Origin of the sequence: Mucilaginibacter phenanthrenivorans, from assembly GCF_024721155.1 — a bacterium.
GTDB classification, from domain to species: domain Bacteria; phylum Bacteroidota; class Bacteroidia; order Sphingobacteriales; family Sphingobacteriaceae; genus Mucilaginibacter; species Mucilaginibacter phenanthrenivorans.
In genome coordinates this window covers 431,105-446,639 of the sequence record NZ_JAHVAP010000008.1, presented here as the reverse complement: position 1 = coordinate 446,639, position 15,535 = coordinate 431,105, and the positions used below count along the sequence as shown (strand labels likewise).

Sequence of the window (15,535 nt, the reverse complement as noted above, 5' to 3'; positions counted from 1 at the left end):
CAGGATTTAATGTCAAATCCGGGTATTTCTATTATTATTTGCTGCTTCAACAGTGCCGCCAGACTTCCGGATACTTTAAAACATATATCCTTGCAGGAGGGTTTCGATGTGTCATTTTGGGAGGTCATTGTAGTCGATAATTCGTCTACCGACAATACCATGGAAGTTGCCGCGCAATGCTGGCAAGGCCTCAACCGTCCCCAAATAAAATTTACAATAACAGAGGAACGGACACCGGGAAAAAGCTATGCTTTAAAAAAAGGCATCAGTACGGCCGCCTACGATTACGTGCTGATTTGTGATGATGACAATTGGCTTCACCCCGATTACATCGCTGCGGCATACGCCATCATAAATAATGACCCCACGATCGGCGTCCTTGGCGGATGTGGCATCTTTCAGCCGGAGCTACCCTGCCGGAAAGAAATCGAATCCCATCAAATCGCCTATGTAAACGGGCCGCAAACCTGGGCAGAAAGCGACCACTGGGTGTATGGCGCCGGCAGCATATGCAGAAGAGCTGCTTTGCTGCAATTTTTTAAAACGGGATGGGAACAAATCGCCGCCGGGCGACGCAGCTCAAAAATGGTATGTGGAGAAGACGTAGAGCTTTGTTTTATGTATTACCTAAATGGCTATAGGATCGTTAGTGCACCTTGCTTGTTATTTAAGCACTTCGTACCGGTAAAGAGACAAAACCTGGAATATATTCTGGACCTGATTTACAGGCAAAGCTATTCGTTTATATTGTTAAGCGGATACAGGAAGCTGATCAGCCGGGATGAGACCCTGCTCAGTACAACGCTAAAGAATGCCCTGATGAGTAGTCTTAAGTCGATCCTTGTAACAGGAATCAGGAACTGGAACCAGCGGCTGTTCGGCCGGAAAGCACTGACATTTGAACAACAGGCGGCGATGAAAGCTTACCGGGGAACATTTTTTGGAATATTGGAAAATAAAAACAAGATCCTCAGGCATTTTCAGGCGCTTTCAACAATACACTTAACGGCTTCAGCCGCACTTCAAAATGGACCTGCTGCAAATCAATAAATTTGCGAATTTACATGACGGCAGGCAAATCCTGTTTTGCCGGACGGAACATGTCCGGCAGGAGTTTAAAAAAATTAAAAAATTAAAAAACGAAGTGATCCTTATTTCGGGCAATAGTGACCTGGGCATTCTGCCCGGTGACACCGCTGCAATGCCCGACAATATTGCCATGTGGTACGGTCAGAACGTGCTGACAAAACATGATAAATTAAAGGTGATCCCACTCGGGCTGGAGAACACCCAAGCCTGCCGCAGGAAGGAGCACGGCACAGCCTGGCCGCATGCTGCAGAAAAGCTCGACTTGCTGGCCCGGATCGGTAATGACTTAGCAATGGTTGTCCCGTCCAAATTGCTGTACAGTAATTTCAATCAATCAACAAATATTGCACACCGTGCACCGATTAAGGAAATAAGCAAAAAACTCGCTCATATCACCTGGGAAGAGCCTTCGCTGGGATACCGCGGCTTTATCAACAGCGTCCTTGATCACCAGGCGGTACTTTGTCCCGCAGGCAATGGACTGGACACCCACAGGATTTACGAAGTACTTTATTGCGGCCGTATTGCAGTTACCTTCCGGACTGCGGTGTCCCCGCTCTATGATGAATTATACAGCAGGCTACCGGTCGTGATCCTTGACCACCTTGAAGAACTGGAAGATACAGAAAAACTGAAAGAACGGATCATTGCAGTTAAGGAAAGACCGGTTTCGGAGGAATTACTTGATTTCGGTTACTGGCAGCAACGGATAATGTCCGGTATTCCTGAGCCGTTAGTAAAAAAGAAACCCTATTTTTCCACTATTTTAAAGTTCATTTCCGGAAAACCTGGCTGTTAGCTTCGTTTCCGATAGCCATTTGCTATGCATTACCGTTTGTTGATTTTAGTGATGTGCTCCAGCGCATCAAATTTTAGAAAACTGGAGCGGGCAATCAAAAAGACCTGGGGTTCTTTTGTAACCCCTGGGGTAAAGATTTTGTATTATACGGACAACCAGCGAACCCTTTTTAAGAAAAAAAGACCAGTAATGACAGGCGATGACCTGGTCCTCCCCTGTCGCGATGGCTATATCAATTGTACGGAAAAAACGTTGCAGGCTTTTTCATACATTACCGCAAACTTTACTTTCGATTATATTTTCAGGACCAACCTGGGTTCATTCGTTTACCCTGAAAAAATCCTGAAATTTCTAAAAGACAAACCGAATAATTGCTTTTACTGCGGCATTCCGGGCCTTTTTCAAACAGATGGCCTTTCAATCAGGTTTGCCTCCGGGTCCGGCTTTTTTTTGTCAAAAGACCTCGTTGAACTGATTGTTTCAAAACGGGCAATCGTTGATCATGACATCATTGACGATGTTGCAATCGGCAAATTCCTTGGCGGGGAAAATATCGGCATTGATAACAGCGCTATACGGTTAAGCTATACGGGTTCGGGCAAGGAATTCCAGGTTGGAGATCAGGCTGTCAATATAATAGATGGTGAACAGGTATACCACATCAGGCTCCGGTCAGATGACAGGAACATCGATATCCGGAGGATGCAGGAATTATTTATTCACCAGGGTATTGACTTAACATGACGATAGACAGGGCAATCGTTGCTACAGACCATAATCCGATTTATTACGAATTCTGGCCCCTGGTGGCAAAAGGCTGGAAAAATATAGGGATTGAGCCAACCGCCGCGGTAATAGGCGAACTTAACTTGAACTACGCCTTCGGTTCGGTCATCAAATTCCCGCAAATTGCCGGTCTGCCAAGCGGTTTTATAGCGCAGGTAATCCGGTTTATTATTCCCTGCTTCTTTCCTGAGCAGGTATCGGTGACAGGCGACATGGATATGATCCCGCTAAACAGGAATTATTTTCAGCAGCAGATCTCCTCCTGTAGCAATGACAGTATCGTCATCTATTCGGCTGATGCCTATAAAAATGAGATCCGGTATCCTATGTGCTACATAGCGGCCAAGGGCAAATACTTTCAGCAGATCATCGGCCTCCGCGACCTGGAACTTCAAACGATCATCGCCTTTATAACAGACCTTTTTGCACTGAACAAAAACTGGGATACGGATGAGCTGTATTTTGCAGAACAGCTGCACAAATCTTCCCTGTTTAAGGAAACCGTATTCCTGGACCGCGGCGGATGGAAGCCGTTTGCGAAAAACAGGATTGACCGGGCTGGCTGGCGCTATGCTAAAATGGGGCTGATTACAGAGCGTTATATCGATGCGCACTGCCTCCGGCCGCTGCATGAAAACATGAAGGAATTAAAAGATATTGCAGACTATCTTGAGCAGGGATCTGTAGGAAAAAAATATTTACTTCATTTACTAAAACAGCCGGTAAAATCGGCTTACGACGCGATCAGGCTGCTCAATCAAAATCATTTCAGGAAGGACCTGTACGCTATTGCCGGCCGGCTGCCTGCCGGCGGATCTTCAAATAAAATCATCGCCTTTAGCCTGTATGGTGATGATCCGAGGTACACCAGCCGGCTGGAAGAAGTAATTCAGTCCTATCACAAATGGTACCCCGGATGGGTATGCAGGATCTATGCGGCAAAAGATGTCCGCCCGGAAGTAGTTCGCTCCTTATCTGAAAGCGGCAACGAGGTCATCATGATGGATAGTATGGGGGTAAACGCATCGTATACCCAATGGCGTTTCCTGGCAATCGAAGACCGGGATGCCGAAGCGGTGGTCATCCGGGACCTGGATTCTTTTGCTACACAACGGGAAAAAATCATGGTCGACCAATGGCTTGATTCCGGCAAAGGCTTTCACATCATCAGGGATCATGTTAATCACCACACAAGGATAATGGCCGGAATGTGGGGAATCAGGCGGAACCAGATCAATATCCGGAAGGAGACCCGTAAATTATTCATAACTGACGCATACGGGATCGACCAGATCTTCCTGGAACGCATGATCTTTCCGTTAATAAAAAATGATGTCCTGGTTCACGACAGCTATCCCAGATACCCTGACGAATCTCCTTTGGTTATTCCTTTAATGCCAGGTGAAGACTATGTCGGCGAAGTCCATACAGACAACACAGCAAAAGAACGCGACCGGCAATACCTGCAGGCGCATTTAATAAACAATTTCACTATTAAATAACCTTAAACTACAAATTGAATATTCCGCTTCCTTCTCTTTTACAATACAAAAAACAGTTCTCCGCAAAAGGGTTAGCGCTCCCGCTTACGGTTGTCCCTGCGCCAAAAGATGGACTGCTTGTGCATTTGCCACCGCCGGAAGGGCAAAAGACAGGATGGGCATGGACGGAGGAGACCTCTCCTTCGGTTTACGGGAGCAGGGCTGCGTGGCCGAAAATAACGATTGTTACGCCTTCCTATAATCAGGGGCAATTTATTGAACAAACGATCCGTTCCGTGCTGCTGCAAAATTATCCGAACCTCGAGTACATTATTATCGATGGCGGGAGTAACGACGACACGACAAATATTTTGAAAAAATATGCCCCATGGTTAAGTTACTGGCAAAGTGCGCGTGACCGGGGTCAGGGCCACGCGATAAACCAGGGCTTTAGCCTTGCAACAGGGGATATTTACGCATGGATTAACAGTGACGATTATTATCTAAAGCATGTCTTTTTTGAGATAGCCGAAACATTCCTCCATAAAACCGTTGATTTCGTATATGGATATGGCCTCAATTACGAGCCGGACAATCAAAAGTTTGAACTGGTAAAAATAATGCCTCATTTGGATTATTTCATCAAGATGCCGACTTTAATACAGCCCTCCACCTTTTGGCATGCGGCGATCCACCAACCGATCTGGGAGGAGCTGCAATGCGCGCTGGACTTCGAACTTTGGCTCCGGCTGTTAAAAGGAAAAAAAAGAATCCTGATAAAAAAACCGTTGTCGGTGGCAACTGTACATGAAGCGGCAAAGACATTCAATCCTGAAATGAAAGAGAAATGGGAAGAAGATCACCTGAAAATATGGTCCGAACGTGCCCACGGAAAAGTGTACGAGTGGAAAAAAATTGTCTTTTTGAACCGGATCAGGGTCAAACTGTATAAACTTTTCAAACTAATATAAGCGCCTGCTACAATTAACCGGGCCAATACATAAAATTGGAGCATATGAAAAATAAATGGACAGGAGAGCGTCTCGAAACTTTTGTATATAATGAGAACATGATCGAACACCTCCACCGTTACAGTATCGCAATCCCATACGTCAAACATAAAACGGTGCTCGATATTGCGAGCGGTGAAGGTTACGGCAGCAATCTGTTGTCGCGTGAGGCGCAGTTCGTTTTCGGCGTCGATATCGATGCGGAAGCCGTCGCCGCAGCAGAAGCAAAATATGGATCTTCCAAAATTTCATTTTTACAAGGTTCAGCAGATGAGATCCCGGTTGAGACCGGAACGATTGATGTCGTCGTAAGCTTTGAAACCCTCGAACACCATGACAAGCATGAGGAAATGCTGGCAGAAATAAAACGCGTCCTGAAACCCGGTGGCCTGCTGATCATGTCTTCCCCTGATAAGAAATATTATACGGATGTGACGGGTTATGTCAATAAGTTCCATGTACGGGAGTTGTATGCAGATGAATTCAGGGCGCTGATCAGCAGGTATTTCAAACATGGAGCGTTTTTAAACCAGCGTTTTTTAGCCGGTTCTTTAATTACTGCTGAGCGTAGGGAGTTACCCATGGAGGTCCATTCCGGTAAATACGAAAAGCTGAACAGCGTCGTTCCTTTCACACCGGTATATAACCTGGTTATTGCATCAGACGATAGGATCCGGGAGGTTGCGGACAGTATCTTTACCGCAGATGAATGGTATAATATACTCGCCGCCGACATTGCAGCCCGGTTTACATCGTCATTTACCTGGCGCATTGGCAGCATGGTGGTCAAACCGCTTAATCTGATCAGGAAAATAGTAAGATCGAATTGATTTCCGTAATCATTCCCAATTATAATCATGCTGCGTTTTTAAAGCAGCGCATTGAATCGGTTTTAAACCAAACCTATCCTGATATTGAAGTCATCCTGCTCGACGATTTTTCCAGGGACAACAGCCGCGAAATAATCGCTGCGTATACCTCTCATCCCAAGGTGAGCCATATTGTTTACAACGATAGCAATAGTGGCAGCGTATTCAGACAATGGAATAAAGGCATGGCCCTTGCCAAAGGGAATTATATTTGGATAGCAGAAAGTGATGATTATGCAGACCCTGCTTTTCTCGATACCTGTATGACCGTTTTCACAAACGACCCCGCTGTCGGAGTCGTATATTGTGACTCCTATGAAGTTAATGAAAACAACGAAGTGATGGGCAAATGGAGCAGATGGCAGTCTGGCTTATCCAAAAACTTATGGCAATCGGATTTTCTGGCAAGCGGAAAAACAATTAATGAAAACTATCAGCAGATTGCAAATGTGATACCTAATGCAAGTTGTGCGGTTTTTAAAAAAGCAGCATACCTGGAGTCTCCCTTCATTCAGCTGATCGAAAACCTAAAATTTACCGGCGACTGGATGATGTGGTTTTCAATAATGCAAAACTCAAAAATATATTATTTCCATCAGCCATTAAATTATTTCAGATACCATGCGGGAACAACACGATCCGATAGCGCGGGAAGACTGCAAAATGTAAAGGAACACTACCGCGCAATCTACCGGCTCGGCCGGCTTGCAGGGCGAAAGCCCGACAACGGCACCTGCAAAGATAAATTTTGTGAACTGTACGCCGCATGGAATCCATCTTTGAGGCAGTTCCTGAACAGGGACAACCTGGGCATTCTCCGTTTCGCGCTGCTTACCGATTACAATATAGGGATGAAGCTTTTTAAAACACTCATGAAAAAGATCTATGTTATTTAACTCGCTGTTATTCCTGTTCTTTTTTATTGTAGTGACTTCCCTGTATTATTTGCTTCCGCAGCGCTTCAGGTGGATGTGGCTGCTGCTATCGAGCTGTTATTTTTACATGTACTTCAAGCCTGAGTATATTTTAATCATATTTTTCACCATTATAGTGGACTACCTTGCCGCGATAATGATCGACGGGGCTACAGGGAGGAATAAAAAAATATTTTTAATTATCAGTTTAGTGACTAATATCGGCGTCCTCTGCTATTTTAAATATTTCAATTTTATTGCCGGGAATTTTAATTTATTATCAGAACGGCTGCATGGCCCGGCGCTGCCACTGCTGAGCATGGTATTGCCAATCGGATTGTCATTTCACACTTTCCAGGCCATGAGTTATACGATCGAAGTATATCGCGGCAATCAGAAACCGGAAAGGCATTTTGGAATTTACAGCCTGTACGTCATGTTCTATCCGCAAATGGTAGCGGGGCCAATCGAACGGCCGCAACAATTATTACCGCAATTAAAAAAAGAGAAAATATTTGATAAAAAAACGTTTTATACCGGTATATTTTTGATGATGCTCGGCTTGTTCAAAAAGGTAGTCGTAGCTGACCGGCTGGGGATTTTGACAGATCCCATTTTTTCAAGCCCCGCCCACCGCTCTGCAACGGATCTTTTGACTGCTACCTATTTTTTTTCGTTCCAGATCTATTGTGATTTTAGCGGCTATACGGATATTGCTATTGGTGCAGGCATGACACTCGGCATTAAGCTGATGCAGAATTTCAACATGCCTTACCTGGCCAGTAATATCGCAGAATTCTGGAAAAGGTGGCATATTTCGTTATCAACATGGTTTCGCGACTATCTTTATATTCCCCTTGGGGGAAGCCGGGGTAATTTTCTAAGAACCTGCATCAACCTAATGGTGGTTTTTCTTATCAGCGGCCTGTGGCACGGGGCGAACTGGAAATACCTGATCTGGGGACTGATCCACGGATGCCTCCTGGTTGGTTACCAGATCTTTAAAAAATTAAAATGGAACCTGAAAGGTTATCGCTGGCTGAAATGGCTGATCACGTTTAACCTGGTCAGCCTCGCATGGGTATTTTTCCGGGCTAATTCGGTAAGCGACGCCATGGTCATTCTGAGCCGGATTTTTTCATCCGGGCAACTGGCCTATTCCGCCGGCGACATCCTGCCCCTAAAAGGCGTTTACTATTGCGTCATACTGATCGCAGGACTTATCTGGCTGGAATGGTCACTGCGTGGGGTGAGCACATTTAAAACCTCAAAAAAAGTGTTCATCGCGCTGGCCCTTGGATTGGCCTGCTACTTATTAGGGGTCTTTAACGAAGCACAATTTATCTATTTTCAGTTTTAATGCGCAGGATATACTTAACCGTATTGTTGATGGGAAGCGTGGCGATCCTGTTAACCGCTATGAACCAATCATTTATAAATAAAGTCAAACAAGACCGTTATTTTGATCACCTGACCCCGGAGGAAGCGACTAATCATTCTTTCTATCACAAGGTCTTTGTCCGCTCAGACCACTGGCGGTACGGCGATCTATATGGTTTATGTTTTTTACCGGCATATAAGTTCAAACTGGAACCGTTCCGCAAATATCCGCATAACGACAAACTGGCTGGTACAAACCGGGTCTTATATATAATTGGTGATAGCTACCTGGCGGATAAAGAACTGGACGGCGCATTTAAGGGTTTTGACCGGGTTGTGTTCCTGGATGACCGCTTTCCGTTCGGTCCGCTCGCGCTTGATAGTAATAAACAAAATTTCCTGATCCTGGAATTTGCAGAGCGCAACCTGAATGGTTATGATTTTAAGAAAACCAGTGAAGCCAAATGGACTTCTGCAGACCTGGAAGGAAAGCTAAACTTTCAGACCGGTTACCAACCTGTGTCTGGCGCTGCCGGCTTGCCGGCCAATCTTTGGGAACGTATAAACCGCATACTTTTTAACAAAGACCTGAGCAGGAACCTGGAATTGCTCTTATTTGATGACCGGGCATTTACCCCCCTAAAGGAAATGAAAGCGGCGTTTAATTACAAAATCACCGGCAGCCTGCCAAAGGAAGTAGCGGTGAGCACAGACAAAAGCAGGTTATTAATGAATGCAACGATCGACCCGGGAAACAAGCAGTCTGCCTTCAGGCAGATCGGCAGCGAAGAATTGGATGGCCTGCTGGGTAACCTGCAGCAGGCACAACAATATTACCGGGCCATCGGATTTAAAACCGTGTCGCTGGCCATTATCCCCAACCCGGTATCCATCTATGATGCAAAGCGAATGACCTACAATCACCTGCTGGAGCGGGTGGAAAAAAAAACCACGCTCCCGGTGATCAGCATATGGGATGACTTTAAAAAGGCGCCACAAAACCTATATTACAGAAGCGATACGCACTGGAACCCATCTGGTATGGACTCTTGGATTACGGAAGTGAATAAAAAACAAATTTACCGGAACCTGTAATGGCTCTAATATCTGTTATTATGCCGGTTTATAATGCGGGCGAATATTTAAGGGAGGCCATCGAAAGCGTCCTTAATCAAACTTTCACGGATTTTGAATTTTTAATTTACAATGACGGTTCTACGGACAGCTCAAAGCAGATTATCCGTTCCTACAATGACCCGCGGATAAGATTTTTTGATGATGATGACAATCTTGGCTATACAGTAAGGCTTAACCACGGGATAACAGCGGCCACCGGCAAGTATATTGCGCGTATGGATAGCGATGACGTGTCACTTCCCGAAAGGTTCGACCGGCAATATAGGTTCATGGAGGACAACCCGGACATCATCGTTTGCGGAGGGCGTTTTGAGTTTTTGAACACTGCCGGAAACAAACCGTTTAACTGGGTCAGTTTTTTCGATCCTGATGATATTAAGATAAACCTGCTGTTTGATTGTGCGATATGTCATCCTTCGGTGATCATGAGAAAAGATGTATTAAAAGAAGGCCAATTCATGTACCGGGAAGACTATGAACCCAGCGAAGACTATGAATTATGGTCACGGCTTTCCAAAACACATAAAATGGCAAATTTAGATACCGCCGTGTTATTATACAGGGTGAATGAAACGCAGGTTTCGGCACTTCGGAATGAGCGGCAGCGCGCCAATAAGTTTCTGATTATCAAACAGCAGCTCAAGGCGCTGGGAATTCAGGCTACCGATGCGGATCTGCGGATACACGATGCGCTGTTTTTTGGACTTGGAATTTTAACGGCTGATTATTTACCAAAGCTGAACGCATGGACCAGCTTACTGTTAAAGCAGAATAAGATTCATGGGATCTATCATCCTGCAAAACTGGAAGCGTACCTCAAAATGCTTTTACAGAAAAACGCGCAGTCCCATAGGGCGCAGCTAAAAGGTGCAGGGCTAAAATTCAAAATGCTTTATCTTTTAAAAAAAGTACTTAAATGGAATTCTATCCGGTGAACTGGTAATGACGATCGGCCTGGTTACCCCATATTTTCCGGATAAGCAAACCATTGACAGTGGTATCGCGAATCATTACTTGTTGCTGGCCGAAAGCCTCGCTGAATTAAAGCACAAGGTAATCGTGATGCACGTCAGGCCATCGTATGCTGCTGAGGAAACCTTTGAATTGGAATATACCTTGGGCAATGTCCGGGTGCTTACTTTCCGGGTAGCTCTTTCTGAACCAGCAGAAAAGATCCTGGGCAAAAACTGGGCTGCGAGGGATTTTGCCTTGAAAATAAAATGTATGATCAGAACGGGGGAAATTTTGAAAAACAGCATTTTGAAATACGGGATCCAGGTTGTGGAAACTTCAAGTTATTTTTCGCTTTGTTATTTTTTCCTGAAAAAAAACCGCCCTGTGCCTGTTGCAGTAAGGGTAAGCACGACATTCTCGCAGATCATGAATGACTATTATCCCTTCCGTTCGAGGCTACTGCAATTAATTGGCCGGATGGAAATTCAAATGCTTAAAAAAAGCCAGTTTCTCCTTACCCATGCACATAGCCACGCGCAGGAACTGCAGGCCCTTTATGGTATTGACAGCGCAGCCTTTACCATTATTCCCCACGGTATCCGGGTACCCCCGTTGCCATGCACCGGCACCAGTGAACACCGTCCGGTAAAGGTTCTTTTCGTCGGACGGCTTGAATTCCGCAAAGGGATCGACGTGCTATTGGATGCAATTCCGGTGATCCTGAAACAAAACACCGGTGTCCATTTTGAAATAATAGGTAACGACCCGGGGAAAGCATACGAAAAACAGTTTTTGGCAAAAAACAATGCAGAAACGTCCCAAAAAGTAACTTTCATGGGAAAAACTTCACAGGACGCGCTGAAAAAAGCCTATGGTGAATGCGATATTTTCGTCGCACCTTCCAGGTATGAATCATTCGGGCTGATCTTCATCGAAGCGATGAGTTATGGCAAACCGGTCGTCGGCTGCGATGTTGGCGGTGTTTCCCAGATTATCCGCCACGGTGCCAATGGTCTTTTTGCCGAAAACGGGAACCCCGAAAGCCTGGCGGAACGCATAGAGCAACTTATTAAGGATCCTGGGTTAAGGATGGCTATGGGCGTTAACGCCAGGAAAACTGTGGAAGACCAATTTACCGGCAGGCAACTGGCAGAAAGTTCTGCAATATATTACGCTAGCTTAATCAGTACTACCCGTGATTAGTATTTCCGTTATTATAGCGACCTACAACCCGGATAAAAACCGGCTTAACCGGACTCTTGATGGTTTGAGAAAACAAAACCTGCCTGTAAGTAACTGGGAGCTTATAATCATCGATAATAATTCGACAAATGATATGCTATCGACGGCGGACCTGAGCTGGAATCCGGCAGCAAAGGTTCTTGCAGAGTCCAGGCAGGGACTTACACATGCCAGGTTAAAAGGCTTTCTCGAAGCACGGGGACAAGTGATCGTGATGGTGGACGACGATAATATATTGGAAGTTAACTATCTTGACCAGGTGCTGCGCATTTTCCGGGAAAAGGAAGGCATAGGCGCCATAGGGGGAAAGTCGGTTCCAAGTTTTGATTCGCCCCCCCCGCTCTGGCTGAAGGAATTTTACGGAAATTTAGCATTGAGGGATCTTGGAGAAGAGATTGTCATAAACAAAATGAATGGTGAATATCCGGCGGCAGCCCCGATCGGTGCCGGCATGGCCCTCCGGGCGGAGGCCATCCTGCCCTATATAAAAGGACTTCAAAGCAAAAAGGGCCTGATAGCTGACAGACAGGGCTATTCCTTAGCTTCCGGCGGTGACAATGACCTGGTGCTTTCGATCCTTAATGCAGGATGGGAAATCGGCTATTTTCCGTCATTGGTGCTCCATCACATTATTCCCGCGCAACGTATGCAGCCGGCATACCTGGCCCGCCTGGTCAACAATACGAATAAATCATGGATTGCCGTGCTGCAAAAACATAAGATAAATCCATGGAAAGGCATCGCTCCATGGACAGTAGGCTTGCGAAAGATTAAGGCATGGATTACTGGCCGGGCCTGGGCCGGCCCGGTGAATTACATTAAGTGGCGCGGGGCTTGCGGCACATTTGACGGGCTGGCTGATATTTACCACGAGGATAGCAACACCTAATATTATTTTCACTTAAAAATGTCCAACAGAAAAAATGCTTTCGACCTCCTCAGGGTATTATTAGCCATAGGCGTATTGTTTAACCATGCCATCGTAATTGGAGGATACAGGCTGATCGACCCCCTTGCATTGTTATCCAAAAACCAGTCAAACCTGGGAGAGTTCTGTGTAATGGGTTTTTTCACACTGAGCGGATTCCTGATCACAGCAAGCTTTGAACGTACCCATAATCTGTTGCTTTTTGCAAGCCACCGGCTGTTACGCATCGTTCCGGGATTTTTGGTAAGCTTGCTGGTGACCGGCTTCATCATTTCACCACTCATCTTTATGATCACGGGACGCGCGCTCGCGGCGTTTGCCTTTACCGGCCCGGAAAGCGCGGCAAGTTTCTTTTTCCGGAATATGTTTTTTGGGATCCGGCAATGGAGCATCAGGGACGTACTGAATTATTCAGCTTATAAAGAATCGCTGGACGGCAGCTTGTGGAGTTTGCTTCCGGAGATTCAATGTTATGTTTTCACGCTGATCGCCGGAATGCTGGGGCTATTTGATAAAAATAAGGTGCTCTTGTTGATCACTGCAATTGTTACCTTTATTTTTTTTGCCATCAACTTCAATTTTTCAAAAACATTCGGTCCTACGATTCTGATCCTGAGCCCCGCATTGAAGCTTTACACTGCCTATCTTGCAGGAATGCTCTTGCATGTCTTTAAAGACAGCTTCACTTTAGACAAACGCGGAACCGTTTACGCCTTGTTCTTTACCCTGCTGCTTATAAAATTCGGCGGATATAATATCATCTCCCCTTTATTAATCGCCCTGGTCCTGGTCAACGCCTTCCAGCTTTTTGAATATAAGGTTAAATACGATATATCTTACGGCATTTATATTTATGGATTCCCGGTACAGCATCTCGTGCATGTGCTTTTTGGTCAACGCGTTAATTATTTATGTTTCGTTGGCATATCTGTTCTCGCCGCTGCCGGGCTTGGCCTGCTCAGCTTTATTGCCGTCGAAAAACCTTTTATTAAATTTCGGCGATACACGGACCCGCTTATGGCTTCTTTCAAAAACTAATTAAAATTACAGCGACGATTCATTGACAACCCTGATCCAGCAACTCATCAATTTCTGCTACCGTTATCCAAAGTCAAAATTACATAAGTACAGGCGTTTTGGGGGATATCCGGCTTACCTGCGAATGCTCAGGGGAGCAAAAAGAATGGAAAAAGCAGCCTATCAGTTACCTCCTGTGCACTCTTTTCCCGGCGGGTTGCCTGTTTATTTCCTTACCGGAAAAAAATATCTTTATCAAACTTTATTTTGCATCCGTTCCCTTAGCCTCGTTACCAGCGAGCAATTTCAATTTATCCTGGTCGATGACGGGACTTTTGATGCAACAATTTTGAATGCTATTGAAAGGCTATTGCCAAAGGCTACCGTAGTCCCCACCGGAAGCATTGACAAGTGTATTAACCGCGGGCTTCCCTCCGAATCTTTTCCCAACATTAATCTAAAACGCAGGATTTATCCGCATATCAGAAAACTCACCGATATACATATGCTGGGCGGTGAAAACTGGAAACTTGTGCTGGATTCCGATATGTTATTCTGGCAGGAACCTTTCGAAATGATCCGCTGGTTAAGGAACCCTGAAATTCCGTTGACATTGGTTGATTGCATTCAATCCTACGGGTATCCGGTTGAACTGATGGAGCGACTGAGCAGTACCACGATCAAACCGCTGTTAAATGTCGGTGCCGTCGGTTTGAAAAGCAATGAAATCGACTGGATAAAGCTGGAAAAGTGGATCGGAGAACTGGAAGATGCGGCCGGAACATCCTATTACCTGGAGCAAGCCCTCACAGCAATGGTAATTGGAAATAGCGTGTCAATAATGTTGCCGGCGGATGAATATATTGTAAATCCGGATAAAGATGCCATAGCGAATGAACGCGGCTCACTTCATCATTATGTCGACCTTTCAAAAAAAATGTATTTTACGGAGTTATGGGAGAAAATGATTTAATATATCCATTAGTATCCCTTTGTGTGCCGGTTTATAATGCGGGTGCTTTTATTGTTCAAACACTGACCTGCCTTTGCATGCAGGATTATCCGAATATTGAAATAATCGTGGTCAATGACGGGTCAACTGATGACACTGCAGGTTTGATCAAAACGGTTTCTGACTCAAGGATCAACCTGATCCATACCGATAATGGAGGAGCTGCAAGGGCCCGTAACATCGGCTTTGACCATAGTAAAGGCCGGTACATTATTTACTTTGATGCTGACGACTATGTATTTCCTGATTACATCACACAGCAATACCATAAAATTAAAGATCAGGACGATATTGTCGTCATGGCCTGCTGGGGGCGTTTCTACAATAATAACTTAGCTGCGTTTGGCGAGGAACCAATACCCCCGGGTCCAATGAGTTTTACAGAATGGATAAAATTTTACTGGTACAATGCCAACCCGATGACCAACCCCGGCCGGGTAATGATCCCAAGGCAATTACTCGGCGAAGCCGGACGTTGGAATGAGCGTCTTTCCCTGAACGACGATTTCGAGTTTTTCACAAGGGTTTTTTTAAGCGTAAGAAAAATTGTCTTTAATAGTGATGCGAAATTTTACTATCGCTCCGGGGTAGCCGGCCTGTCAGCAAGCAACAGCCACGAAGCGCATGTATCGTTTTATAATTCGATCGCCCTTTCCGTTGATAGGGTGGTTGCAGCTTATGATAACGACCCGCTCTTGTTGAGAAGCTGCGCGAATATGTGGCAATTATTTGTCTACAGCACCTATCCGGCAAATCCTGAACTGATTAAAAAGGCCGAAAAACAGATCGAAATACTTGGGGGTGCCGATTTGCCATTTCCCTCCGGAAAAATCACCAGCCTGCTAACAATATTTTTCGGATGGAAACTGCTCAAAAAAATAAGGTCTTATCTTTAGTACCTTTTCCGGCAGCAGCAT

General features: G+C 45.3%; 15 protein-coding genes. All 15 read left to right on the top strand.

From position 1 onward, the window contains the following. Nucleotides 1–9: 9 nt before the first annotated feature. Entirely contained in the window at nt 10–1,050 is a 1,041-nt protein-coding gene (locus tag KXD93_RS21265; protein WP_258139367.1) for a glycosyltransferase family 2 protein, read from the top strand. Further along, entirely contained in the window at nt 1,028–1,888 is an 861-nt protein-coding gene (locus KXD93_RS21260) for a hypothetical protein (protein WP_258139366.1), read from the top strand. The genes KXD93_RS21265 and KXD93_RS21260 overlap by 23 nt, the downstream gene beginning before the upstream one ends. A 189-nt stretch (nt 1,889–2,077) precedes the next feature. Then, nucleotides 2,078–2,632: a glycosyltransferase family protein gene (locus tag KXD93_RS21255; protein ID WP_258139365.1), complete on the top strand. Its 555-nt coding sequence runs from the start codon at nt 2,078–2,080 to the stop codon at nt 2,630–2,632. Continuing rightward, complete coding sequence (locus tag KXD93_RS21250) at nt 2,629–4,176, top strand: hypothetical protein (protein WP_258139364.1); 1,548 nt, start codon at nt 2,629–2,631, stop codon at nt 4,174–4,176. Before KXD93_RS21255 ends, KXD93_RS21250 begins: the two co-directional genes overlap by 4 nt. 14 nt (nt 4,177–4,190) lie before the next feature. Further along, on the top strand, nt 4,191–5,126 hold the full coding sequence (locus KXD93_RS21245) for a glycosyltransferase family 2 protein (RefSeq protein WP_258139363.1): 936 nt from the start codon (nt 4,191–4,193) through the stop codon (nt 5,124–5,126). Between the two features lie 44 nt (nt 5,127–5,170). Continuing rightward, the gene (locus KXD93_RS21240) at nt 5,171–5,995 is read left to right on the top strand and encodes a class I SAM-dependent methyltransferase (protein WP_258139362.1); all 825 of its coding nucleotides are present in this window, start codon (nt 5,171–5,173) and stop codon (nt 5,993–5,995) included. Next, on the top strand, nt 5,992–6,930 hold the full coding sequence (locus KXD93_RS21235; protein ID WP_258139361.1) for a glycosyltransferase family 2 protein: 939 nt from the start codon (nt 5,992–5,994) through the stop codon (nt 6,928–6,930). Before KXD93_RS21240 ends, KXD93_RS21235 begins: the two co-directional genes overlap by 4 nt. After that, nucleotides 6,920–8,308 (top strand): MBOAT family O-acyltransferase, encoded by a 1,389-nt coding sequence (locus KXD93_RS21230; RefSeq protein WP_258139360.1) that lies wholly within the window; start codon nt 6,920–6,922, stop codon nt 8,306–8,308. Before KXD93_RS21235 ends, KXD93_RS21230 begins: the two co-directional genes overlap by 11 nt. After that, complete coding sequence (locus KXD93_RS21225; RefSeq protein WP_258139359.1) at nt 8,308–9,423, top strand: alginate O-acetyltransferase AlgX-related protein; 1,116 nt, start codon at nt 8,308–8,310, stop codon at nt 9,421–9,423. Before KXD93_RS21230 ends, KXD93_RS21225 begins: the two co-directional genes overlap by 1 nt. Further along, on the top strand, nt 9,423–10,400 hold the full coding sequence (locus KXD93_RS21220) for a glycosyltransferase family 2 protein (protein WP_258139358.1): 978 nt from the start codon (nt 9,423–9,425) through the stop codon (nt 10,398–10,400). Before KXD93_RS21225 ends, KXD93_RS21220 begins: the two co-directional genes overlap by 1 nt. Nucleotides 10,401–10,407: 7 nt before the next feature. Continuing rightward, nucleotides 10,408–11,622: a glycosyltransferase family 4 protein gene (locus KXD93_RS21215; RefSeq protein ID WP_258139357.1), complete on the top strand. Its 1,215-nt coding sequence runs from the start codon at nt 10,408–10,410 to the stop codon at nt 11,620–11,622. After that, entirely contained in the window at nt 11,615–12,550 is a 936-nt protein-coding gene (locus tag KXD93_RS21210) for a glycosyltransferase (RefSeq protein WP_258139356.1), read from the top strand. The genes KXD93_RS21215 and KXD93_RS21210 overlap by 8 nt, the downstream gene beginning before the upstream one ends. 18 nt (nt 12,551–12,568) lie before the next feature. Next, the gene (locus KXD93_RS21205; protein ID WP_258139355.1) at nt 12,569–13,627 is read left to right on the top strand and encodes an acyltransferase family protein; all 1,059 of its coding nucleotides are present in this window, start codon (nt 12,569–12,571) and stop codon (nt 13,625–13,627) included. 145 nt (nt 13,628–13,772) lie between these two features. Continuing rightward, nucleotides 13,773–14,579 carry a hypothetical protein gene (locus tag KXD93_RS21200; RefSeq protein ID WP_258139354.1) on the top strand — a complete coding sequence of 269 codons (807 nt, stop codon included), beginning with the start codon at nt 13,773–13,775 and terminating at the stop codon, nt 14,577–14,579. Beyond that, nucleotides 14,561–15,514 carry a glycosyltransferase family 2 protein gene (locus KXD93_RS21195; protein WP_258139353.1) on the top strand — a complete coding sequence of 318 codons (954 nt, stop codon included), beginning with the start codon at nt 14,561–14,563 and terminating at the stop codon, nt 15,512–15,514. The genes KXD93_RS21200 and KXD93_RS21195 overlap by 19 nt, the downstream gene beginning before the upstream one ends. Nucleotides 15,515–15,535: the final 21 nt, after the last annotated feature.